23 protein-coding genes and 1 tRNA gene are annotated in these 20,138 nt (G+C 69.0%); 14 read left to right on the top strand and 10 right to left on the bottom strand.

All coding sequences use genetic code 11. The features are described from left to right. The 4 genes from Aph01nite_RS34640 to Aph01nite_RS34625 form a co-directional block, all read left to right on the top strand. Positions 1-882, top strand: an 882-nt coding sequence (locus tag Aph01nite_RS34640) for a quinone oxidoreductase family protein (protein WP_204045275.1), incomplete at its 5' end; no start/stop codon positions are given. A 99-nt stretch (positions 883-981) separates the two neighbouring features. Further along, positions 982-1,056, top strand: a tRNA-Val gene (locus tag Aph01nite_RS34635). Between the two features lie 391 nt (positions 1,057-1,447). Further along, positions 1,448-2,164, top strand: coding sequence for a hypothetical protein (locus Aph01nite_RS34630; RefSeq protein ID WP_204045274.1), 717 nt, complete (start codon positions 1,448-1,450; stop codon positions 2,162-2,164). Positions 2,165-2,369: 205 nt separating this feature from the next. Beyond that, positions 2,370-2,858, top strand: coding sequence for a hypothetical protein (locus Aph01nite_RS34625; RefSeq protein ID WP_204045273.1), 489 nt, complete (start codon positions 2,370-2,372; stop codon positions 2,856-2,858). A 250-nt stretch (positions 2,859-3,108) separates the two neighbouring features. On the opposite strand, the gene Aph01nite_RS34620 is transcribed toward Aph01nite_RS34625, so the two are convergent. Then, on the bottom strand, positions 3,109-5,706 hold the full coding sequence (locus Aph01nite_RS34620; protein ID WP_204045272.1) for a cation-translocating P-type ATPase: 2,598 nt from the start codon (positions 5,704-5,706) through the stop codon (positions 3,109-3,111). Between the two features lie 168 nt (positions 5,707-5,874). On the opposite strand from Aph01nite_RS34620, the gene Aph01nite_RS34615 reads away from it, so the two are divergent. The 4 genes from Aph01nite_RS34615 to Aph01nite_RS34600 all read left to right on the top strand — a co-directional run bounded on the left by Aph01nite_RS34615 (position 5,875) and on the right by Aph01nite_RS34600 (position 8,436). Next, positions 5,875-6,039, top strand: coding sequence for a hypothetical protein (locus tag Aph01nite_RS34615; protein WP_204045271.1), 165 nt, complete (start codon positions 5,875-5,877; stop codon positions 6,037-6,039). A 101-nt stretch (positions 6,040-6,140) separates the two neighbouring features. Further along, positions 6,141-6,980 carry a universal stress protein gene (locus tag Aph01nite_RS34610; RefSeq protein ID WP_204045270.1) on the top strand — a complete coding sequence of 280 codons (840 nt, stop codon included), beginning with the start codon at positions 6,141-6,143 and terminating at the stop codon, positions 6,978-6,980. 28 nt (positions 6,981-7,008) lie between these two features. After that, on the top strand, positions 7,009-7,677 hold the full coding sequence (locus Aph01nite_RS34605; protein ID WP_239162203.1) for a CBS domain-containing protein: 669 nt from the start codon (positions 7,009-7,011) through the stop codon (positions 7,675-7,677). A 135-nt stretch (positions 7,678-7,812) separates the two neighbouring features. Beyond that, positions 7,813-8,436: a hypothetical protein gene (locus Aph01nite_RS34600; RefSeq protein WP_204045269.1), complete on the top strand. Its 624-nt coding sequence runs from the start codon at positions 7,813-7,815 to the stop codon at positions 8,434-8,436. 2 nt (positions 8,437-8,438) lie between these two features. Here Aph01nite_RS34600 and Aph01nite_RS34595 read toward each other — a convergent pair whose 3' ends face one another. Then, positions 8,439-10,112 (bottom strand): SulP family inorganic anion transporter, encoded by a 1,674-nt coding sequence (locus tag Aph01nite_RS34595; protein ID WP_204045268.1) that lies wholly within the window; start codon positions 10,110-10,112, stop codon positions 8,439-8,441. Positions 10,113-10,201: 89 nt separating this feature from the next. Next, on the bottom strand, positions 10,202-10,786 hold the full coding sequence (locus Aph01nite_RS34590) for a DoxX family membrane protein (RefSeq protein WP_204045277.1): 585 nt from the start codon (positions 10,784-10,786) through the stop codon (positions 10,202-10,204). Positions 10,787-11,104: 318 nt separating this feature from the next. Here Aph01nite_RS34590 and Aph01nite_RS42770 point away from each other — a divergent pair, with 318 nt between their 5' ends. Continuing rightward, on the top strand, positions 11,105-11,347 hold the full coding sequence (locus Aph01nite_RS42770; protein WP_373872361.1) for a S26 family signal peptidase: 243 nt from the start codon (positions 11,105-11,107) through the stop codon (positions 11,345-11,347). A gap of 56 nt (positions 11,348-11,403) precedes the next feature. Then, positions 11,404-11,913, top strand: a complete 510-nt coding sequence (locus tag Aph01nite_RS34585; RefSeq protein ID WP_204045267.1) for a cupin domain-containing protein — start codon at positions 11,404-11,406, stop codon at positions 11,911-11,913. A gap of 7 nt (positions 11,914-11,920) precedes the next feature. On the opposite strand, the gene Aph01nite_RS34580 is transcribed toward Aph01nite_RS34585, so the two are convergent. From Aph01nite_RS34580 to Aph01nite_RS34570, 3 genes are all read right to left on the bottom strand, one after another. After that, positions 11,921-12,676 (bottom strand): alanyl-tRNA editing protein, encoded by a 756-nt coding sequence (locus tag Aph01nite_RS34580; RefSeq protein ID WP_204045266.1) that lies wholly within the window; start codon positions 12,674-12,676, stop codon positions 11,921-11,923. Positions 12,677-12,685: 9 nt separating this feature from the next. Further along, positions 12,686-13,294: a hypothetical protein gene (locus tag Aph01nite_RS34575; RefSeq protein WP_204045265.1), complete on the bottom strand. Its 609-nt coding sequence runs from the start codon at positions 13,292-13,294 to the stop codon at positions 12,686-12,688. A gap of 103 nt (positions 13,295-13,397) precedes the next feature. Next, a complete protein-coding gene (locus Aph01nite_RS34570) occupies positions 13,398-13,598 on the bottom strand; it encodes a hypothetical protein (protein ID WP_204045264.1) in 201 nt (66 codons plus the stop codon). Positions 13,599-13,737: 139 nt separating this feature from the next. Here Aph01nite_RS34570 and rpmG point away from each other — a divergent pair, with 139 nt between their 5' ends. Next, positions 13,738-13,902 carry a 50S ribosomal protein L33 gene (gene rpmG / locus Aph01nite_RS34565; protein ID WP_204045263.1) on the top strand — a complete coding sequence of 55 codons (165 nt, stop codon included), beginning with the start codon at positions 13,738-13,740 and terminating at the stop codon, positions 13,900-13,902. Positions 13,903-13,904: 2 nt separating this feature from the next. Beyond that, entirely contained in the window at positions 13,905-14,147 is a 243-nt protein-coding gene (locus Aph01nite_RS34560) for a type B 50S ribosomal protein L31 (RefSeq protein ID WP_204045262.1), read from the top strand. A gap of 59 nt (positions 14,148-14,206) precedes the next feature. On the opposite strand, the gene Aph01nite_RS34555 is transcribed toward Aph01nite_RS34560, so the two are convergent. Together Aph01nite_RS34555 and Aph01nite_RS34550 are read right to left on the bottom strand one after the other, a co-directional pair. Then, positions 14,207-14,953: a polysaccharide deacetylase family protein gene (locus tag Aph01nite_RS34555; protein ID WP_204045261.1), complete on the bottom strand. Its 747-nt coding sequence runs from the start codon at positions 14,951-14,953 to the stop codon at positions 14,207-14,209. Between the two features lie 226 nt (positions 14,954-15,179). Continuing rightward, a complete protein-coding gene (locus tag Aph01nite_RS34550) occupies positions 15,180-15,545 on the bottom strand; it encodes a peptidase inhibitor family I36 protein (protein ID WP_204045260.1) in 366 nt (121 codons plus the stop codon). Between the two features lie 239 nt (positions 15,546-15,784). Between Aph01nite_RS34550 and Aph01nite_RS34545 the strand changes: the two genes are divergently transcribed. Beyond that, on the top strand, positions 15,785-17,455 hold the full coding sequence (locus Aph01nite_RS34545) for a serine/threonine-protein kinase (RefSeq protein ID WP_204045259.1): 1,671 nt from the start codon (positions 15,785-15,787) through the stop codon (positions 17,453-17,455). A gap of 9 nt (positions 17,456-17,464) precedes the next feature. Beyond that, positions 17,465-17,815: an MmcQ/YjbR family DNA-binding protein gene (locus tag Aph01nite_RS34540; protein WP_204045258.1), complete on the top strand. Its 351-nt coding sequence runs from the start codon at positions 17,465-17,467 to the stop codon at positions 17,813-17,815. A gap of 481 nt (positions 17,816-18,296) precedes the next feature. Here Aph01nite_RS34540 and Aph01nite_RS34535 read toward each other — a convergent pair whose 3' ends face one another. Together Aph01nite_RS34535 and Aph01nite_RS34530 are read right to left on the bottom strand one after the other, a co-directional pair. Next, positions 18,297-19,370: a Gfo/Idh/MocA family protein gene (locus Aph01nite_RS34535; protein WP_204045257.1), complete on the bottom strand. Its 1,074-nt coding sequence runs from the start codon at positions 19,368-19,370 to the stop codon at positions 18,297-18,299. Next, positions 19,355-20,050, bottom strand: a complete 696-nt coding sequence (locus Aph01nite_RS34530) for a ThuA domain-containing protein (protein ID WP_239162201.1) — start codon at positions 20,048-20,050, stop codon at positions 19,355-19,357. Before Aph01nite_RS34530 ends, Aph01nite_RS34535 begins: the two co-directional genes overlap by 16 nt. Between the last annotated feature and the right edge of the window lie 88 nt (positions 20,051-20,138).

The raw sequence follows: 20,138 nt of genomic DNA, 5'->3' as shown, positions 1-20,138 counted from the left end.
GCCGCACCCATCACCCCACTGGACGTCCTGTGCGCAAGCGGAACGTCCTATTTCGGGCAGCCCGCCCTGCCGTACATCCCGGGCGTGCAAGGCGTCGGCCGCCTAGCCGACGGCACCCGCGTGTGGTTTCCCACCCAGGCCGGCATGCAACCCGGCGACGGCAGCATGGCCGACCTGTGCGCCGTACCCAGCGACGACCTGGTCCCCATCCCGGACGGCACCCCCGACGAGACCGCGGCCTCGCTCGGCCTCTCCGCCGTCGCCGCCTGGATGTCCCTCACCTGGCGCGCCGCCCTCCGCCCCGGCGAACAGGTCATCGTGCTCGGCGCCGGCGGCGCGGTCGGCCAGGTCGCGGTCCAGGCGGCCCGCCTCCTCGGCGCCCGCCGAGTCGTCGCCGTCTGCCGCTCCCCCCGCGCCCAGGCCCTCGCCACCAAGAATGGCGCCGACGCCGTCGTCGCCCTCCACCCCGACCACACCCCCGACACCCTCACCCTCCACCTCCGCGAAGCCCTCGACGGCCTGGCCGACGTCGTCATCGACCCGGTCTTCGGCATCCCCGCCACCGCCGCCTCCCGCGTCCTCGCCCCCGGCGCCCGAATCGTCAACCTGGGCGGCTCCGCCTCCGACTCCGCCACCTTCACTTCCTCCAGCCTCCGCGCCTCCACCGCCTCCCTCCTCGGCTACACCAACAACGCCCTCACCCCTGCCCAACGCCACACCGCCCTCACCGAGATCTTCACCCACGCCGCCACCGGCACCCTCTCCGTCGACCACACCGTCACCCCCCTGACCGACATCTCCTCCGCCTGGACCACCCAGTCCACAGGCACCGCAACCAACCGAATCGTCATCCGAGTCCCCGAAGCCCCACCGAAGCCCTAAACCTTGATCATCAGGCGTGCACCTGGGACACCGAACCCTCGCCACGATGATCTGATGTGCCGACAACGCCCCCGGTACCGTAGGGTGTAACCCGGCCGAGGGCGGTTAGCTCAGCGGTAGAGCACTCGCCTTACAAGCGAGGGGTCACTGGTTCGAACCCAGTACCGCCCACCAGCGAAAAGACCCGTCTCCGATCAAGGAAACGGGGTCTGAGTGACGAACTGGGTGACATGCTGAACGGCTACGTGTCGCACCTGCGGGAAAATGCGTCCATCGCAGTCGCCCTCCTTGGATGAGGACGGTAGACCTACTCTTGTGATGACCGTGTTTGAGTGTCCGACCAGGCGCGAGACGTCCTCAATTGGGATGCCGTGATCAGAGAACAAAGACACAAAGTCTGTCGGAGTTCCCTCGGTGCCACATACCCATAATCAGGTTATTGATCAGTTGGGGTAGTCAGGCACGGTTGCGATCGATCGCCGCTGGAGCTTTGCCGCTTCGTAGGGTTGCCGGGCGGGTCCGGCCCTAGAGTGCGGAACAGAGTCCGGAAACGTCAGGAGTCGCAGTGACCTCTCCCTCGTCGGCTAACAACCCGTCTCTCGTCGCCCCGACGCCTGATCCGGCCGCCGACGAGGCGATGCGCCGCATTCTCAGGAAGGTTTCCAGGGATCCGGGCACGCTCTCGGCGGCGATTGTCTATCTCAGTGACGAACGTGACCACGCCCCGGTTCTCGCCGCGCTGGCTCAGGCCGCCGAGGCGTTCGGCCTGGAAATCGCCGAAGCCGGACCCCAGGTGCGCGGCTCGATCTGGCAGGCGTTCGTCGTCCGCGTCCGGAGATACTTCACCGATGAGCGACTGGAACAGTCGGCCGACAAACTCAAAGCCGGTGCCGAAATCCGCTGGTACGACGAGCCTGCGGCCCAGGCCAGCAAGGTTCAGGCGGAAGCTGTTGCCGCGCTCATGGCAGCGGTCCAGGAAAGCGCCAACGCGTTCATCCTCATCGGAAACCTCCTGCTCATCAAGATCGATGGCTTCCCCTACATCCGCGAACTGACCCCCGCCCAGGTCGATTATCTACAGGCGAACCCGGGCCTCCAGGCGAACCCGGCCCAAGCACTCGCGGAAGTCGACGGAGAAGGGCCCCTCGACAATTCCGTCACGTCCTCGATCCCCCTACTCACCGATGTTCCGTTGGACAAGATAACCGTGCAGATGGTGAACAATGTGATCAACAGAGTGACGCCGGGATACGCGGTAGCGGCCTTCAGTTCGAGCATCTGATAGGGAACACACGCGTGTTCCAGCTGCACTTCCAGCGCGGCGCGTCCCGTTGCGCCGTCGCCACGGCGTCATCTGCTTATGAGCGTTCGCCTGGGACCCCTCGTCAAAGGGCCAAGAACAGGTGGCACAAGGTGAAGTGGAACGAAGTGCTCGAATTTCAGTTCGGGGTCTTCGGGCTGTCGTACCCGAGAGTTACCGTGAGCCCATGGCCTTACCTCTCGTTCTCGGAGCGCACCCCTGGTTTCCCAATCTCAACGTGGCCCTGGTCCGCGCGATAGGGCCCGAGGATCGTCCTGTCGCTGGGATCTTTGAATGCTCGGGAGAGCTGTGGGCGTTCGGCTGTCTTGAGGAGTTCGGGGGAGATGTCAGCGTCTGGTTCTATGCGCCCGCCGACGCCGAGCGAGTTGGAGCGGTGAAGACAGCGGACGGGCCGGCCGAGCTGTCGGCGGCCATGCATGGGGTGTTCGCCGGCCATGTCCAAGTCGCGATGGCGGCAGAAGATCGCATCTATGGGGCCTTCGTTGTTGACGTGGCGGAGGATCTGTACCGGTCGGTCGCGGCGGCGGCCAGGAGACACGCGGAGCAGGTGATGGCCGCCGCGGACGTCCTGAGCGAGGCGGCAGTACTGCTCGGTCGCAGTGACAAGGCCTCGAAAATCCACGTGCCGACGCCTAGGGATACCGGAAACTCCTGAAGCTGCTCAACAGGCGGCTTGGTGGGGCGATGCAGCAGATCGCCGTACGCCAAGGTTGGAAGGATGTCCAGTGTGGCCATGGGTGCCCACCCACGCCGCATCACGAGTGGGGGACGGATTGCGTTCAAGCGGGGAACCCACAAGGCGCAGACGGAACGACCGGCATTCGGTTGCCGAAGGAGAAGGTTGGGTGCTGGGTGTGTGGGACCAGACCGGCCGCGTCCCGAGTGAGGTGGCGACCATGCTCCAGTTATGGCAAGTCGCGGTGAGATGGTCGCTGGTTGCGTGGTGAATTGGTCGCTGCTTTCGCGGTGAGCTGGTCGCGGGTTCCCCGGGTATTCGGACGATGGCTTGGGTGGAGGATTCGGTCGAGTCGTACGGCGGCGTACCCCAGGACGGACAGGGCGGACACGATGAGCAGGTCGCCGAGGGGCAGGGGGGCGGTGTTGAGGAGGTTGCGGAGGGGTGGGAAGTAGAGGCCGGCGAGTTGGAGGAGGAGGGCGCCGGCGACGGCGAGGAGCAGGAGCGGGTTGGAGAGTGAGCCGGGGCGGGCGCGGGAGCCGATCGCGACGCCGAGTTGGGTGGCGCCCAGGGCGAAGAAGGCCATGCTCTGCCAGGGGCGTCCGGTCTGGTGGGCCCAGATGGCGACGCCGAGGGTGACCGCGGTGAGGACGACGGCGATGCGGAGTACCCGCTGCCACAGGCCCGCGCCGAGGATGCTTTCGGCGGGAGGCCGGGGTGGGCGGGACATGCTGCCTTTCACGGCGGGTTCGCCGCCGAGGGCGACCCCCGGCAGTCCGTGGGTGAGCAGGTTGATCCAGAGGATCTGGGCGGGCAGTAGCGGCAGGGCGAGGCCGGCGAACGGTCCGAGGAGCATCACGGCGATTTCGGCCGCGCCGCCCGACAGCGCGTAGACGAGGAACCGGCGGATGTTGGTGTAGACGCGCCGGCCCTCCTCGACGGCCGCCACCACCGTGTCGAGGTCGTCGTCGGCCAGCACCAGGTCAGCGGCCTGGCGGGCGACTTCGGTGCCGCGTTCTCCCATCGCCACGCCGATGTCGGCGCGGCGCAGCGCGGGTCCGTCGTTGACGCCGTCGCCGGTCATCGCCAGGACGTCGCCGCGGTCCCGCATGCTCTGGATGATGTCGAGTTTCTGTTCGGGGGTGGCCCGGGCGTAGACGCTGACCTTGTCCGGGTCGGGTGGTTCCGGTGTCCGGCAGTCCGCTATCGGGTCGTCCGGGCCGATGATGCCCAGGTCGGTGGCGATGGCGCGGGCGGTGCCGGGATGGTCGCCGGTGATCAGGACGGTTCTGATCCCGGCCTGGCGGCAGGCGGCGACAGTGGCGGCGGCTGCGGGTCGCGGCGGATCCAGGATCGCGATCAGACCGAGCAGGGTCAGCCCGTTCTCTTCGACGATTTCCGGCATGTCCGGCAGGTCGCGCCTGGCGACGGCCAGGACGCGGTAGCCGTTTCGGGCAAGCTGTTCGGCCTGTACGGCGGCGCGGGCCAGGAGCGCCGGGTCATCGGTCAGGATCGGCGAATGGAGCAGCGCTTCGGGCGCGCCCTTGCAGATCACCCGGACGCGGCCGTCCGGAAGCCGGTGCACGGTGGTCATGCGTTTGCGGTCGCTGTCGAAGGGATGCTCGGCGATCCGGGGAAATCGCTGCCGCACCTCGGAACCGGCGATACCCAGCTTCGCGGCGGCGGCGAGTAGCGCCGCCTCAGTCGGGTCGCCCAGCGCCGTCCATTCCCCGCCGTTGTCCCGCGGAGGAGACAGTCTCGCGTCGTTGCACAGCGCCGCCGCCTCCAGCAGGTCGGTAAAGCTCGCACCGTCCAGGGATGTATGAATGATCTCGCCCTCGGGGCCGTACCCGGAGCCCGTGATCTCGGCCTCTCCCGAGGGCGTCCAGATGCGCCGGGCGACCATCCGGCCCTCGGTCAGGGTGCCGGTCTTGTCGGTGGCGAGCACGGTCACCGACCCCAGCGTCTCCACGGCGGGCAGTTTGCGTACGAGGGCGTGGCGGGCCGCCATCCGCCGGGCCCCCATCGCCAGGCTCAGGGTCACGACCGCGGGCAGCGATTCGGGTACGGCCGCCACCACCAGGCTGATCGCGGTCACCACCATGAGTTCGACCGGCTGGCCGCGTACCAGGCCCAGGGCCAGCACGATCGCGCACAGCAGCACGGCGACCCCGGCCAGCATGCGGCCGACGCCCACCAGCCGTCGCTGCAGGGGCGTGAGACCGGCCGTCTTGACCATCAGGGCCGCTATGCGCCCGGTCGCGCTGGCGGTCCCGACGGCCGTGACCTCCGCCCGGCCTCGTCCCCGGACCACGACCGTGCCCGAGGAGACCGTCTCCTCCTGGCCCTTGTCGACCGGCACCGACTCGCCGGTCAGCGCCGATTCGTCGACCAGCAACGCCGCCGCCTCCACCACCCGGGCGTCGGCGGGCACGATGTCGCCCTCGGCCAGGACCAGAAGATCCCCCACGACCACGTCGGCCGCCGGGATCTGCGCCTGCGAGCCGTCCCGGATCACCCGCGCGGCCGGGGCGGCGAGCTCCGACAGGGCCGCGATGGCACGGTCGGCGCGGATCTCCTGGCCTACCCCCACCGAGGTGTTGACCACGATCACCAGAAGGATCACGACCATGTCGGCCCAGTCGCCCGTGGCCACGGTCAGCACCGCCGCGACCAGGAGGACGAGGATCAGGGGGTCGCGGAGCTGGCCGGTGACCCGGCGCCACAGCGGGACGGCCGGCTGCCGGGGCAGCACGTTGGCCCCGTCCCGCCTGCGCCGTTCGGCCGCCTCCGTCCACGAAAGCCCCGGGACCTTCTCACTCGCCATCTGTCGCTCCTGGTCGGGTGGTTCGTCCGTCGCCCCCAGTCTCGGCAGCGGGTTTCCGGGCGGACAGGGACGAAAGTCCGTACCAAGACGACGTTCGGCCGCAGCGCACGCCCCGCTCGATGCGGTCCCATCGAGGGGGAGCTCGACTGCGGCAGGGACGCGCTTCCCGTGGTGGACGAGGCGGGCTGGACCGTCGGCATCATCACGACGATCGACATTCTCAAAGCGGTCGCCGGCCAGGTGGGAACAGCGACCGGCCCCGGGCAGGTCGGCTCCGCCCTGTTCCGCCTCGAACTGGTGGACCCGGCATCCGACGGACTGGGCCACCGTTAGCGCCCAGGACGGAGGCCCTGTCGGTTCGGGCCGATCGGCCCTTTTCACCGCGGTACTGACCGCGGAACATGAAGGCAGCATCGACCCCGCGGGAGGACATCGTGATCATCGTCGGAGTGGACGGCCTGCGCGCCGGATTGGAGGCGGTGGCGTGGGCGGCTCACGAGGCCGTCCTCCGCGACGTGCCGCTGCGGGTCGTGTACGCGGTGCCCGCCTGGTGCCTCGACCGGGGGCAGGCCGGGCCGTACAGCGGGGTCGCGAGCTGGATGCGGGACGGCGGGCACGTCGCGCTCGCCGAGGCCGTCGCCGCGGCGCAGCGCGCCGAGCCGAAGGTACGCGTCGAGCCGGCGCTGGTGGGCGACGACCCCCGGCTGGCCCTCATCAAGGAGTCGCGCGAAGCCGATCTGCTGGTCGTCGGAGACTCCGGACTCGGGGCGCTGCGCGGGAAGCTGGTCGGCTCCGTCGCGTACGGGGTGGCCGGGCACGCGGTGTGCGATGTCGTCGTCGTACGGAAATGGCGGTCGCCGCCCCGGCCGGAGATCGTGGTGGGGGTGGACGGCTCGACCGCCCAGCCCGCCGTTCTCGAGTTCGCCTTCAAGGAGGCGGCCCTGCGCGGGAACGACCTGCGCGCCGTTCTCGCCTGGGACTGGCACGACCTCATCCGTACGGACGTTCTCGGAACCGAACCGGAGGCCAGCAGGCGCACGCTGGCCGAGGCCCTGGCCGGATGGCAGGAGACCTACCCGGACGTGCGGGCGTCGACGGACGTCGTCCAAGGGCACCCCGTCGACGCCCTGAGTCACGCGGCCGAGGGCGCTGACCTGCTCGTCGTCGGCTCGCACGGGCACGGCATCCTGACGGGCATGCTCCTCGGGTCGATCAGCCAGGCCATGATGCACCACGCCCCCTGCCCGGTGGGCATCGTCCGGATCACGTCCTGAGGGCGGGTCGGAGATGAAGGAGAGTGAGATGCCGATGGAAGTCATGGACGTCATGGGACGCGTCGCGATCGCGGTCACCCAGGACGCGGGCTTCGGCGAGATCGTGGCCGCCATGCAGCGTTTCAAGGTCGGCGCCGTCACCGTCATCGACCAGGACCGCCGTCCGGTGGGCGTGGTCTCGGAGGACGACCTGCTGCTCAAGGAGACCGAACCGGTACGGCATGGCCTGGGGTCCCTGTCCCCGGCCCGGCGTGAGGAGCGGCGCAAGGCGGCCGGGGTGACGGCGATGCAGCTGATGACCTCGCCGGCGATCGTCGTCACGCCCGGCACCCCGGTCAAGGCGGCGGCGCGCCTGATGCACGAGAACCGCGTCAAGCAGCTGCCGGTCATCGACGCGGTCACCGGCCGTGTCTGCGGCACCCTGCACCAGTCCGACCTGCTGCGTGTCTTCGCGCGGCCGGTCGGCGACCTGCACGAGGAGATCACCGCCGTCATCCGCGACACGCTCGGACTGGATCCGGCGGCGCTGACCGTCGAGATCAGCGGCGGCGTGGTCACCGTCGGCGGGAAGGCCACGGCGGCGGAGGCCGCCAGACTCCTCCAGGCGATTCGCCAGATCGACGGAATCGTGGACGCGGTCTCGACAATCGACACACCGGCGACCGGCGGCGAGCAGGTCTTCCCACCCGTGTACTGACTTGGACCCCATTAACGGGAATTAATGGGAAAAATCGAATTTGGTGGCGCGGTTTCGGGAAAAGGACTCTTGGCCTTTCACAGAGGACTTCGGGCCTCTACCGCGATGAAGCCGCGGCCGGGCAAGGTGGCCTCCATGAAAGTGCTCGTCACCGAATCCATCCCGGCCGCTGGAACGGTCCCCGGGGCGATCCTGGCCCTCGACGGCCACGACGTCGCGTTCTGCCATCCGGCGGGGGCCGATGTGGGACCGGCGCCCTGCGTCGGGCTGGCGGTGGGCGGCCGTTGCCCGCTGAGACCCGAGGTGGTCGATCTGGTGGTGGACGTCAGGCCGGTCCCCGGGCCCTTCACCATGCGGGAAGCCGGAGCGATGTGCGCGGTCCGCACCGGTGTCCCGCTCCTGATCGCGGGCCGTCCTCCCGCGGGTTCCACCCTCGCCGGGGAAGCCATGGCGGTGTGCGAACCGGACGAACTCCTCGCGGCCTGCGCCAAGGCCGTGGCCCCCACCGGCCCGATCGTCCGCCGAGCTGTCGCCGAGGCGGTCACCCCCATCGCCCGGCGACTCGGCGAGAACCCCGACGTCCGCCTGCTCGACGTCGACGGCACCGTGCAGATCGAGGTGTCGCTGCTCAACCAGCCCGGCGACGTGGTGACCGAGGACATCCGCCGCGCGGCCTGGCTCGCTTTCACCAGAGCGACCCGCGGCAAGATTCAGGCCGAAGGCCACATCACGGTACGGGCGAAGTCCGCAACCTACTGAGGTCACGGATGGCCGGCCCGCCACTCCTCGTACGCGGCGACAGCGGTCGGCAGAGTCGGAAACAGATGGTCCGCCCCCACCGAGGCCGTCAGCCCGAAAGCGTCGAGTGAATCCCGGAGATCCTGTTTCACCCGGGCCATGGCGAACACGACGCCCCGGCCGGCCAGCTCCGAGCGGAGCGATTCCACGGCGTCCAGCGCGGTGATGTCGACCTCCACATTCGCCTCCGCGTTGAGGACGAACCAGTGGACCGGCCCCTCGTGCTCGTCGACGGCGGCCAGCGCGCGGCGGCGGAAGTTCTGCGCGTTCGCGAAGAACAGCGGCGAGTCGTACCGGTAGACGACCAGCCCGGGAATGGTACGCGCCTGCGGATAGTCGTCGACGTCGTGCATGCCCGCCAGGCCGGGAACGACGCCGAGGATCGCGTCGTGGGGGCGGGCCACGCGGGCGAGCAGGTCCGCGACGGAGAGAGCCACGGCGAGCAGCACGCCGTACAGGATGTCGAAGACCAGGACGCTGACGCAGGCGGCGAGCGCGAGCAGCAGTTCGCTGCGGCGGAACGCGAACAGGCGCCGGAACTGGGCCACGTCGATCAGCTGGATCGCGGCGTAGATGACGATGGCGCCGAGGGCCGCCACGGGGAACGCCGCCAGCAGCGGTCCCGCGGCGATCAGGACGACGACCACCCCGGCCAGGGTGACCAGCGAGTACAGCTGGGTGCGGCTGCCCACCGCGTCGGCCAGCGCGGTACGGCTGCCGCTGCTGCTGACCGGAAAACCCTGGAACACCCCGGCGCCCACGTTGGCCGCGCCCAGCGCGAGGAGCTCCCGGTTGGCGTCGATCTCCTGCTTGTGCCGCTCGGCGAAGGACCGGCCGGTGAGCACGTTGTCGGTGTAGCCGACCAGGAGGACGCCGATGGCGGGCAGGACGAGGTCGCTGAAGTCCACGTTCACCGGCAGCGCGGGCGCCGGGAGCCCGGTGGGGATCGGCCCGACGACCTCGATCCCGTAGCGTTCGATACCGAAGATCATGACTACGGCGGTGGCGATCAGAACCGCCAGGAGCGGGCCGGGCACGGCGGGCAGCAGCCGTTTCAGCAGGAACAGGAAGACCAGAACGGCCACGGCGAACAGCAGCGTCGGCACGTGGATCCGCGGCAGCCCGCGCGCGAACGAGAGCAATTCGTCGAAGAACTCGTTGCCCTCGATCGGGATCCCCGTGGTCCGCCCCAGCTGCGAGACGATCATCGTGAGGGCGAGCCCGGCGAGATATCCGACCAGGACGGGCCGGGACAGCAGATTGGCGACGAAACCCAGCCGGAGCGCCCAGCAGGCCACGGCCAGCACGCCCACCATGACGGCCAGCGAAGTCGCCAGTGCCGCGTACCGCGTGGGATCGCCGGCGGCCAGCGGCCCGATCGCGACGGCGGTCATCAAGGCGGTCGACGACTCGGGGCCGATCGACAGCTGCCGCGACGACCCGAACAGCGGATAGAGCGCCAGCGGCGCAAGGACCGCCCAGAGCCCGGCCACCGGCGGCAACCCCGCCACCGTCGCGTACGCCATGACCTGCGGCACCAGATATCCCGCCACGGTGAGCCCGGCCAGCAGGTCGCCGCGCAGCCACGCTCGCCGGTAACTCCGCAGATCCGCGAGGATCGGGGGTAGCTGGATCATGACCGTCAGTGTGGCATCCGTGATCCACCGGCGAGAGCAGAAAACACGGGACGCCCATCCGCTGTGGATGGGCGTCCCGGGTGGCTCGGCTACTTGAGGAACGGGTACCGGGTGACGATCGCGGTGCGTCCCCACCACCTGCCGAGGCCGAGGGTGTCGCCGGCGGAGGCCAGGGCCAGGCCGATCAGGACGATGGCGTAGACGATGTGGTCGTCCATGAAGGGGTTGTTGGCCAGGGGGAGTTCGGCCGCCCACATCATGGCCAGCAGCAGGGTTCCGGCTGCGGCGGCGATGCGCATGCCCGCGCCGAGGATGAGGGCGGCGCCGATGCCGAGCAGGCCGGTCATGAACAGCCAGTCGACCCAGGCCTGGCCGGCCAGCCCGGCGTAGAAGCCGCCGAGGGCGTTCTCGCCGGCGCCCTTGAGGAAGCCGGTGGTCGGGCTGCCGCCGTTGATCCACGCCTTGGCGGCGGGGGTGGCCAGGCCCCAGCCGAACAGCTTGTCCAGGAAGGCCCAGAGGAAGACCCAGCCGAGGGCGATGCGGGCGACGGCCCAGACGTAGTCGACCGGGTTCACCGGGTTCACCGGGTTCACCGGGGGCGTCGCGGTCGATGCCACCGGCGCGCTGAAGGAGGGGGAGGTGCGGACGGTGCGGCGTCCTTCGGTGGTGGCCATCATGAGGCCCCTTTCAGAGGGTTCTCGTCGTGTTCTTCGCACCCCAATGACACTCCTTGGCTGGATTTGTCTTTAGAGCTGGAGGGCCCCGGGATAGAGGTCCGCAATCCCTGCCAACGCGGGACCTTCGGCCCTGGATGGAACGGCGGGCGAACGGGACCCTGGCGGCTGAGCCTTTCGAAATCGCCGCGGCCACCCCCAAATGATCATCAGGTTCGGCTACGGTCCACCGTCCCGCGAGCACCACGCCGATCCGTCGCCGAATTGGAGCACGACGCCTCGCGGAATTACTGAAACGGCAGAAACGCCGGGGTCGCCGTGGAGTGCTGCGACGATCGTGGGCGGATGGTTTTGGATGGGCAGCCCTTGGAGGAGCCGTACATCAAGGAGCCTCCGGCGTCGTATTCCCGATTCGGCCCGCTGACTGTTCCGCAGGGACGTGTCTGGGTCCAGGGGGACAACCGCCACGTCTCCATGGACTCGCGTGCCTATCAGGAAGGCGGAGTCGAGAACACCACCCTTCCGACGTCTGACGTGGTCGGGGTCGTCGACATGGGTTAGCGTGGTGAGACGGCCTTCCCCCTCGATGACCTGCGGAACTGTGGAGGAGCGAGGACGTGAAGGTGGTGCGGTCCGGGGGTGGGGAATCGGTCGCCATCGGGGGTTTCGGCGCGGTGTTCAAGCTTCACAGCCGTGACAACGACGGCCGGGTGGCCATTCTCGAGCATCCGTTCGCGGTGGGGACGATCACCGCGCCGCATCTGCATACGCGTGAGGACGAGCACTCCGTCGTGCTGGAAGGCCAGATCGGCTTCCGGTCCGATAACGACGAGATCGTGCTGGGGCCCGGCGGGTACATCACGAAGCCGCGGGGGCGGATGCACGCCATGTGGAATGCGGGGACGACGCCCGGGCGCATCGTCGAAATCATTACGCCGGGTGGCTTCGAGAGTTACTTCCGTGAGCTCAGTGAGCTTTTCGCCGCTGTCGAACCGCCCGCCGGCATGAGCCTCCACGAGACGGCCGAATTCACCGAACTCGCGGAGAGATACGGCCTGACCTATGGCGATCCTGATTGGCTGGACGACGTCGTGGCGCGTTATGGGCTGACGCCACCGACGCATTAGAGAGACCTCAGTCGGCGACTTCGAGGCGTACGCGGCGGAAGCCTCTGCCCTTGCTTTCGATTTTGGCGACGCGGACGCGGCCGATCTGGCGGGTGGAGGCGACGTGGGTGCCGCCGTCGGCCTGGCAGTCGAGGCCGACGATGTCGACGATCCGGACTTCCTTCACGTCGTCGGGGATCAGGTTGGTGGCGGTGCGGATGATGTCCGGGATCGCGAAGGCCTGGTCGCGGGGGAGGACGCGGATGTCGACGCGGCGGTCGGCGGCGATCTCGGCGTTGCAGGCGGCTTCGACGGCCTCTTTGAAGCCGGGCGGGACCTCGGGGAGGTTGAAGTCCATGCGGGCGGTGCCGACGACGCCGGTGCCGAGGGCCTTGGCGGGTTCCATGTTGCCGCCGGTGACGAGGGCGCCGTAGTCGCGGAAGACGACGCCGCACAGGACGTGGAGGCCGGAGTGGGTGCGCATCAGGGCGGATCGGCGGTCGTCGGCGAGGGCGGCGCGGACGACGGTGCCGGGCGCGGGAAGGGGCTCGCCTTCGACGGGGATCAGGTAGAGGTCGTCACCTTTGCGTACGCCGGCGATGCGGGTTTCGACGCCTTGCCAGAGCAGGGTGCCCTCGTCGGCCGGCTGCCCGCCGCCCCCGGGGTAGAAGGCGGAGCGGTTGAGCACGATGCCGTCAGGGGTGGCGTCGAGAACCGTCGCCTCCCACTCCCGCAGTTCCTGATCGGCGAGTTCGAGACGTTCTGTACGCCCATGAGCATCCACCCCCGCAGCCTAAAGGAGATCCGTGACCTCGATCGTCCATTCGCAGCCGATGGAGATGACCTCCAGGTGGAAGGTGCCCGCACGGGACTGCGGGATGGTCTTGTCGGCCTTCGTCCCGAGTTCAGTGAAGGGGGTCTCGACCAGTTCCTCGCCGGCTTTGAGGGTGGCGGAGACGTGGCCGGTGCCGAGCGGGTTGGCGGTGCAGTCGTAGGTGTAGTGGATCTGCCAGGAGTCGTCCGCGGTGAACTGGGCCGTGGTCTTGTTGCCGGCGCCGCTGTCGGACAGGAGCGCGCCACGGGCCGCCGCGGGGGGCTGGGCGGGAGGCGGCGACTCGGCGTTCTGGGCCGGGCTGGATGGGGAGGCCGGCGGGGAGGCGGGTTGGGATGCCTCGGTGCTCGGCTGGATGACCGCCTGACGGGTTGGGGCCGCGGGGGCGGACGGTTCATCCGTGAGGACGACGTACAGGGAGAAACCGCCGCCGGCGAGCATGAGGAAGGCGAGCGTGAAGAGGGTCACCAGCGCGGGAACGGGGTTCGCGCGCGGGGGCGGCGGTGGCTCGTAGCCGGGCTGCGGACTGTAGGGCGACTGCCAGCCCTCATACCCGTACGGGTTGGACATCGACGGCTCCAGATCGGGGACCCTCTGAAGATCGCACGATCGCGGGGCGTGTTTCTAGATCAGGCGGCCCGCGGCCGGAAGCGTAAGGTGGAAAGAAACGCCGTCACCTGTCGGTGGGGATCGTCCAGCCGGCGTGTTCGCACAGCTGGGCGAGGGTGATCTCGGCGCGCTTCCACTGGAAGCAGTTGTTCAGATGCTCGGCGCACCTGCCGGGGTCGGCGTCGGGGATGCCCAGGACGCGCAGTTCGTTCGCGAAGTCGGTGGCTTGGTCCTGCTGCTTGGCGCTGAGGCGGTGCCAGGTCATGGCCTTCTCCCGGGAGTTGGGCGGCGTTGACCGTTCCAACGCTAGTCAATCGCCGGAGAAATCGGGGGTTACGCGGAGCATCTCCATACGGGAATGAAAACGGTTCTCAATGCATTACACGGCGCAGAGAGGAGTGCCGATGGCCAGAAGCGTTCTCCGACCGGTGATCAAGCTCAGGTCGACGGCCGGGACCGGATTCACCTACGTGAGCCGCAAGAACCGCCGTGACCACCCCGACCGGCTCACCCTGAAGAAGTACGACCCGATCGTCCGCAGGCACGTGGTCTTCCGAGAGGAAAGATGACCATGCAGAAGAAGATCCACCCCGAGTACCATCCTGTGGTCTTCCGCGACCCGAGCACCGGCTTCGCGTTCCTCACCCGCTCGACCGTCACCAGTTCCAAGACGATCGAATGGGAGGACGGCAACACCTATCCGCTGGTGGAGGTGGACGTCTCCGCGGAGAGCCACCCCTTCTACAGTGGCCGCGGCCGCATCGTCGACAGCGCCGGCCGCGTCGAACGCTTCAGACGCCGGTACGGCCACTAGGCCCTCCGCCACCCGACGACGACCCCCGCACCGGGGGCCGTCGTCGTTTCGTATGAGCGTCAGGGCGCGACGGCCACCGCGTGGAAGAAGATGTCGCTGTACGGCACCTTGCGCGGCGTGAACACGATCTTGCCGGGGCACAGGCCGCGCTTGCGGAGGTTGCTGACGATCTGGGGTACGGCGTCCACGGACGGCTGCGCCCATTCGTGCATGAGGATGATGCCGCCGGGCTGGAGTGTGTCGGCGGCGGCCACGATCTCCTCGGTGGTGGCGCCCGCCCAGTCCCTGGAGTCCACCGTCCACAGGACCTCGAGCAGGCCCAGGCGGCGCGCGTCCTCCCTGACCTGCTCGTTCGTCTCGCCGTACGGCGGCCGGAACAGGGTGGGGCGGTGGCCGGTGATGCGGCGCAGCACCTTCTGCGTGTCGGCGATCTCGTTGAACGCGGCGGGTTCGCCGATCTGGGTGAGGTGCGGGTGGGTCATGGTGTGGTTGGCGATCCACATGCCGGCGCGCTGCTGGGCCCGTACGAGGTCGGGGTTGGTCTCTGAAGCCGAACCCAGGTTGAAGAACGTGGCCTTCGCGTTGGCCTTGCGCAGGGCGCGCAGCAGGGTCGGCGTGGTCTCGGGGATGGGGCCGTCGTCGTAGGTCAGGCCGACGTACCCGTTCCGGCAGTGGAAGGACGGGGTGGAGGCCTGCGCGGGGAGGGGGGTCGCGACCACGAGCGCGGCGGCGGCCAGCGCGGCCAGCCTCGACGGGTGGGCCACGGCGCTGGGACGATCGGTCAGACGGCGCAGGTATCTGATCAATTTGGCTCCCGGGTCTGGACGGCGGATCGAGGGGATCTGGGCTTCGAAACGTTTCGTGAGATGGTGCGAATTGTTTCGCCGCAAGATATGACGCCGTTCCGTGCCGGGCAACCATGTCGCGGGCGCGGCCCTGGTCAGTTCGGAGAACCGGGGCGCGCCGATGAAACATTCACGCGTGACCACGAGAAATGTCCCAGGGCCGGACGCCGGCCCTGGGCTTTCCCGGCTAATACACGAACGCGCTGTTAGCCGTCACACCCACGGGCGAAACGAGCTGGTTGGGGAAGACGTACTGGAATGGGCCGCCGGTGGTGCAGTTGGTGGAGGCGTACAGGACGGCCGTTTTGGCGTTTCTGTTGACGGCGGATTTCACCCGGCCGCCGCCCCAGCCGTGTGCGGCCAGGTTGACGCAGACGCCCGCCGGCGTGAGGGCGCTGGCGGTGAACAGGTTGCCGGTGAACCCCGGGCCGTCATAGAGGCAGAGGGCGCCCGAGATCGTGCAGGGGCTGGCGGCGTTGGCGGGACTGGCGGGGAGCAGGGTGGCGGCGGCTGCGGCGACGGCGACGGTGGTGCGAAGCCATTTTCCCGGCATGGTGCCTCCTGTTTGGGTTGAAGTGATCTCCGTCCTATCAGGGGGCGGCGGGGCGGCCAACACGCGTGATAGTCGGGCGCACGACCATTTAGCTAGGAAATTTCGGTGTATGGGGTGTCAGCTGTGGATTGGTGTGACCTGGTCTATCGCGTACCGCTGGGGCTCCAGATGAAAGCTTCAGAGAGGCATTGACTCCAACAGTCTGGACGTGGAGCGGTGGCCTGTGTAATTTCCGGGACATGCCGGACTCGGGAGTGAGGCAGGCCCGCGCAATCGCCAGTCGTTACCGGCTGGTACGCGAACTGGGGCGCGGTGGTATGGGTTCGGTGTGGCAAGCCCACGATGAGGTGCTTGCGCGGGATGTCGCGGTCAAACGGGTGTATTTCCCTGTGCACGCGGGGCCGGAGGCGCGCGACCAGGCGGCTCGGCGGATCCGGCGGTGGGCTCGGGCGACGGCGCGGTTGCGGCATCCGTCGGTGATCCGGGTGCACGACGTCGTCGACGACTCCAATGATCTCTGGATCGTCATGGAGTTGCTCCAGGTGGAGTCGCTGGAGGAGCGGCTGGACCGGCTCGGGCAGCTGCCGGAGCGGGAGGCCGCGCGGATCGTGCTGCACGTGCTGGACGCGCTGCGGGTGGCGCACGCGGCGGGGATCGTGCATCGGGACATCCGGCCGGGGAACATCCTGCTCGGTCCCGACGGGGAGGTCGTGCTGACGGATTTCGGCATCGCGCCGCCCGCGGGGTATCCGACGATCACCACGCGCGGGACGATCGTGGGCTCGTTGTCGTACATGGCGCCGGAGCGGATCAGAGGCGAGGAGGGTGGGCCGGAGAGCGATCTCTGGTCGTTGGGGGCGACGTTGTTCGCGGCGGTCGAGGGTGAGCCTCCGTATGACCGGCGGGATCCGGTCGCCGCGTTGACGCAGGAGCCGCCGCCGGTGCAGCGGACCTGGCTGTTGCGGCCGGCCATCCTCGGATTGCTGCGCAGGGACCAAGCGGCGCGGATCAGCGCCGAGGAGGCCATCAATCTGCTGACGATCGCGGTCGCGGATCTGGAGAGGGAGATCATGGATGTCCCTGATGCGGTGGGTGGGTCCGGGGAGTTCGCCTGGTTTGCTCGGAGTGAGGTGGTCGGGCCGGAATCGGGGCAGGTGAACGGGGAGCGGGTGCGCAAGCCGGGGGCGCATGCCATGACCGCGTGGGACAGCTGGACGCAGGCGGTGCGGGAGAAGTCCGCGCGCTGGGCCGCCTGGGTGGCGACCACGTATGGTGCCGCCGACGCTGGCCGCCCTCGGATCCCGGCTGGCCGCCATGTCCGGAAATCTCGTGTTTTCGCCTTGCTGGGGTTGCCTGATCCGGGAGCTCAGGTGGGCTTCAGCGCGGCGGTTCTGAGTATGGCGGCCGCCGCGCTCGTGGCGCTCTCGCTGCCGGTTCCGGTTCCGTGGCTGGTCGCGCTGCCGCCGGTGTTCGTGGCCCTGCTCATTCTGGCCACGCCGGTTCTGCCGGAGACGCTGGCGCCGGGCGCGGGCTGGCCGCGCTGGGTTCTGGTCGGTGGGGCGCTTCTGCCGTTCGTGGGTGGAGTCGCCCTGCTCGTCCCCACCTCGTCCGTGCAGATCGGCATGGTCGGCGCCGGTGTCTGGCTGGGTTATCTCAGTGTGCTCACCTGGCGGCTCAGTCCGGTGGCGGCCGTCGCGCCGCTCGTGGCCTCGGCCGTCTACCTGGTCAGCGTCGTGGTCGTGCTGGTCGAGCTCTATTCCGGTACGCCCCTGCTTCGGTTGCCCGCGGCCCTGCTGCTCGCCCAAGTCGGGGCCCTCGCGGCGGCCTGGTGGTCGGCGTGGGCGGCGTCGGTGGTCTGGCGGAGAGCCCGGCCGGATGGGGCATGGGCGTTTGTCGGTGGGGCGCTCTAGGTTTGGCGCATGGGTGTGAGCGTCGATGAGTTCCTGGACATGTTGAAAGAGCTGCCTGAGGTCACGCAGGGGCACGGTAGCGAGTGGATCTCGCTGAAGGTCCATGGGAAGGGGTTCGGGTATCTCTGGGAGCGCACCGAGACCGTGGGCCTTAAGGCGACCATCGAAGAACAGATGGCGCTGGTGGGCGAACGCCCCGACGTCTTCGAGATCCAGTTCACGGCTGGGCGGTTCGGCTGGGTCGTCGTCCACCTGACCAAAATCGACCGCGAAGAACTGATGGAACTCGTCACCGAAGCCTGGCGCCTCACCGCCCCCAAACGCCTCCTCGAGGCCCACGGCTTCGACGACTCCATCTAAGTGGATCTCCCCACCCACCCACCCTTTGTTACGGGCTCCGCCCGTGCCCCGTTGGCCGCGCCCGCTGGGCTCCGCCCGTGCCCCGTAGGCCCCGCCCGCTGGGCTTCGCCCGCGCCAACGCCAAGCCTTTCGCTATTGGGCTCCGCCTCTTGGGCATTCCCGCAGCCCCTGGTTGGCCTCCGCCTGTTCGGTTTCACCGCGTCTCGGGGGCTCTGCTCTAGCCCCCACTAGCCTGAACCACACGGACAGCTTTGATCCGCTGCGCCTCCCGCTGCCCGGCCTGCGCCGAGACCTACCGGCGCGACATGAGAATACGCTGCGCGTCTACCGACAGTGGAGCCGGCCTGCGCCGAGACCTACCGGCGCGACACCTTCCACCTGATCTGATCCGGCCTGCTCCGCGGAGACAAGGCCGGTGCCCCCGGTCATTCTGTTTGGCGCTCCAAGCAGGGGGCGAGACGGTTTGCCTCGCCCCCTTCGTCTACGTCAGGGGCACAGGCGGAGGCCGCTCGCAGGTTGTGGTGATGGGCACGGTTTGAGCGGTTGTTGTGGAGGTGAGGAGGGATTCCATGATGTCCAGGACGTGGAGGGCCAGGAGGGCTGACGCGCGGGGGAGTTGGGTGGGGGGTGTGGTGGTGAGGTCTGCCAGGCCGTAGCCTCGGGCGGCGTTGCGGTAGCCGGCGCGGACGGGGAGGGGTCGCCAGGTGCCGTCTACCGGGTGGAGGAGGACGTCGCCGTCGAAATGGTTGGGGTCGGGGACGATGAGGGAGGCCTGGTCGCCGTGGATTTCGATGTGGGGGGCGCGGGTGGCGGCCGAGTCGAAGCTCATGACGAGGGTGGAGAGGGCGCCGGAGTCGTGGGTGAGGATTCCGGTCACGTGGGTGGGGGTGGTCACGGGGATGGGGGTGCCGGCGCGGGGGCCGGAGGCGATGACGCGTTCCGCGCGGGTGCGGCTGGCGGCGCCGATGACTTTGCTGACCGGGCCGAGGAGGGTGATCAGGGCGGTGATGTAGTAGGGGCCCATGTCGAAGAGAGGGCCGCCGCCGGGGACGTAGTAGAAGTCCGGGTTGGGGTGCCAGCGTTCGTGGCCGGGGGTGGCCATCACGGCGGTGGCGGCGATGGGGGTGCCGATGAGGCCGTCGTCGATGTGCCGGCGGGCGGTCTGCACGCCGGTGCCGAGGACGGTGTCGGGGGCACAGCCGAGCCGTACTCCGGCGGTGTCGGCGGCGCGCAGGACCTGGAGGGCCTCGCCTTTGGTGGCGGCGAGGGGCTTCTCGCCGTACACGTCCTTGCCGGCGGCGATGGCGGCGAGGGCCACTTCGGCGTGGGCCGCCGGAACGGTCAGGTTGAGCACGATGTCCACGTCGGGGTCGGAGAGCAGGTCCGGCACCGACAGGGCCCGCGCGCCGGTTGCGTCGGCGACGGTCTTGGCCCGGCCGGGATCCAGGTCCGCGACGGCCGTCAGATGTAACCCGGGAAGCCGCTCGATGGTCGTCGTGTACGCCCCCGAGATCGCCCCACACCCGACGATCCCCACCTTCACCTGCTCGCCCACACCATCCCCCGTTCGATGATCTCGCGCACACTGGGGTGCCCCAGCACGTTCAGGTCGTGGCCGGGCGTGGCCACGAACACCCGGCCGTCCCCCCAGTTCCTCGTCCAGATCGCCGGGGCGACCACGTCGCGGTGCCAGGGCGAGCGGGCGGGATGCGTGGTCGTGGCCAGCACGTCGTTGTAGTCGTCGGCGAGTACCCAGTACTGCTCGGTGACGAGGTCGAAGTCGGCGATCCCCGCGGTGATGGGATGCTCGGCCGCCGCCGGAAGCATCGTCACCCGGTACGGAATGAAGCAGTTGTCCGGCGCGCCCTCCACCTGCTCGTGCGGCGGCTTCGCCGGATGGCAGGCGAACTGCCCGCCCACCAGGTGCAGGTAGTCGGGGGTGGCGCGGTAGGAGTCAACGATGCCGCCATGCCAGCCCGCCAGGCCGGTACCCGCGGCCACGGCTTCCGACAGGCCCCTGCACTGCTCGGACGTGATCTCGCCCATGGAGAGACACTGGACCACGAGGTCGACGGTCGCCATGTACGCGGCGTCGGCGTACGGTTCCGGCGAATCGGAGACGCGTACCTCGAACTTCTGGTCACGGAGGTAGGGGATGAACAGGTCGGTGGCGGCAACCGGCTGGTGCCCTTCCCAGCCGCCGCGGACCACAAGGGCATTCCGGTTCTCGTTCACTAGGCCATTCCGGTCGAAAGCATCCACTGTCGGAATTATCCCCGAATAAGTGGATCGCTGGAAAGCCCTTACCCGGTGGTCCGGGCGG

This window comes from Acrocarpospora phusangensis (genome assembly GCF_016862995.1).
Classification (GTDB): Bacteria; Actinomycetota; Actinomycetes; order Streptosporangiales; family Streptosporangiaceae; genus Acrocarpospora; species Acrocarpospora phusangensis.
The sequence above is the reverse complement of the archived record's forward strand: the minus strand, read 5'-3'. Positions and strand labels throughout refer to the sequence as shown.

Coding starts and splice junctions, on each gene's coding strand:
- Aph01nite_RS34625 (WP_204045273.1), top strand. CDS start 2,370: ATGGCCTTACCTCTCGTTCTCGGAGCGCACCCCTGGTTTCCCAATCTC.
- Aph01nite_RS34620 (WP_204045272.1), bottom strand. CDS start 5,706: ATGGCGAGTGAGAAGGTCCCGGGGCTTTCGTGGACGGAGGCGGCCGAA.
- Aph01nite_RS34605 (WP_239162203.1), top strand. CDS start 7,009: ATGCCGATGGAAGTCATGGACGTCATGGGACGCGTCGCGATCGCGGTC.
- Aph01nite_RS34600 (WP_204045269.1), top strand. CDS start 7,813: ATGAAAGTGCTCGTCACCGAATCCATCCCGGCCGCTGGAACGGTCCCC.
- Aph01nite_RS34595 (WP_204045268.1), bottom strand. CDS start 10,112: ATGATCCAGCTACCCCCGATCCTCGCGGATCTGCGGAGTTACCGGCGA.
- Aph01nite_RS34590 (WP_204045277.1), bottom strand. CDS start 10,786: ATGGCCACCACCGAAGGACGCCGCACCGTCCGCACCTCCCCCTCCTTC.
- Aph01nite_RS34575 (WP_204045265.1), bottom strand. CDS start 13,294: ATGTCCAACCCGTACGGGTATGAGGGCTGGCAGTCGCCCTACAGTCCG.
- Aph01nite_RS34570 (WP_204045264.1), bottom strand. CDS start 13,598: ATGACCTGGCACCGCCTCAGCGCCAAGCAGCAGGACCAAGCCACCGAC.
- rpmG (WP_204045263.1), top strand. CDS start 13,738: ATGGCCAGAAGCGTTCTCCGACCGGTGATCAAGCTCAGGTCGACGGCC.
- Aph01nite_RS34560 (WP_204045262.1), top strand. CDS start 13,905: ATGCAGAAGAAGATCCACCCCGAGTACCATCCTGTGGTCTTCCGCGAC.
- Aph01nite_RS34550 (WP_204045260.1), bottom strand. CDS start 15,545: ATGCCGGGAAAATGGCTTCGCACCACCGTCGCCGTCGCCGCAGCCGCC.
- Aph01nite_RS34545 (WP_204045259.1), top strand. CDS start 15,785: ATGCCGGACTCGGGAGTGAGGCAGGCCCGCGCAATCGCCAGTCGTTAC.
- Aph01nite_RS34540 (WP_204045258.1), top strand. CDS start 17,465: ATGGGTGTGAGCGTCGATGAGTTCCTGGACATGTTGAAAGAGCTGCCT.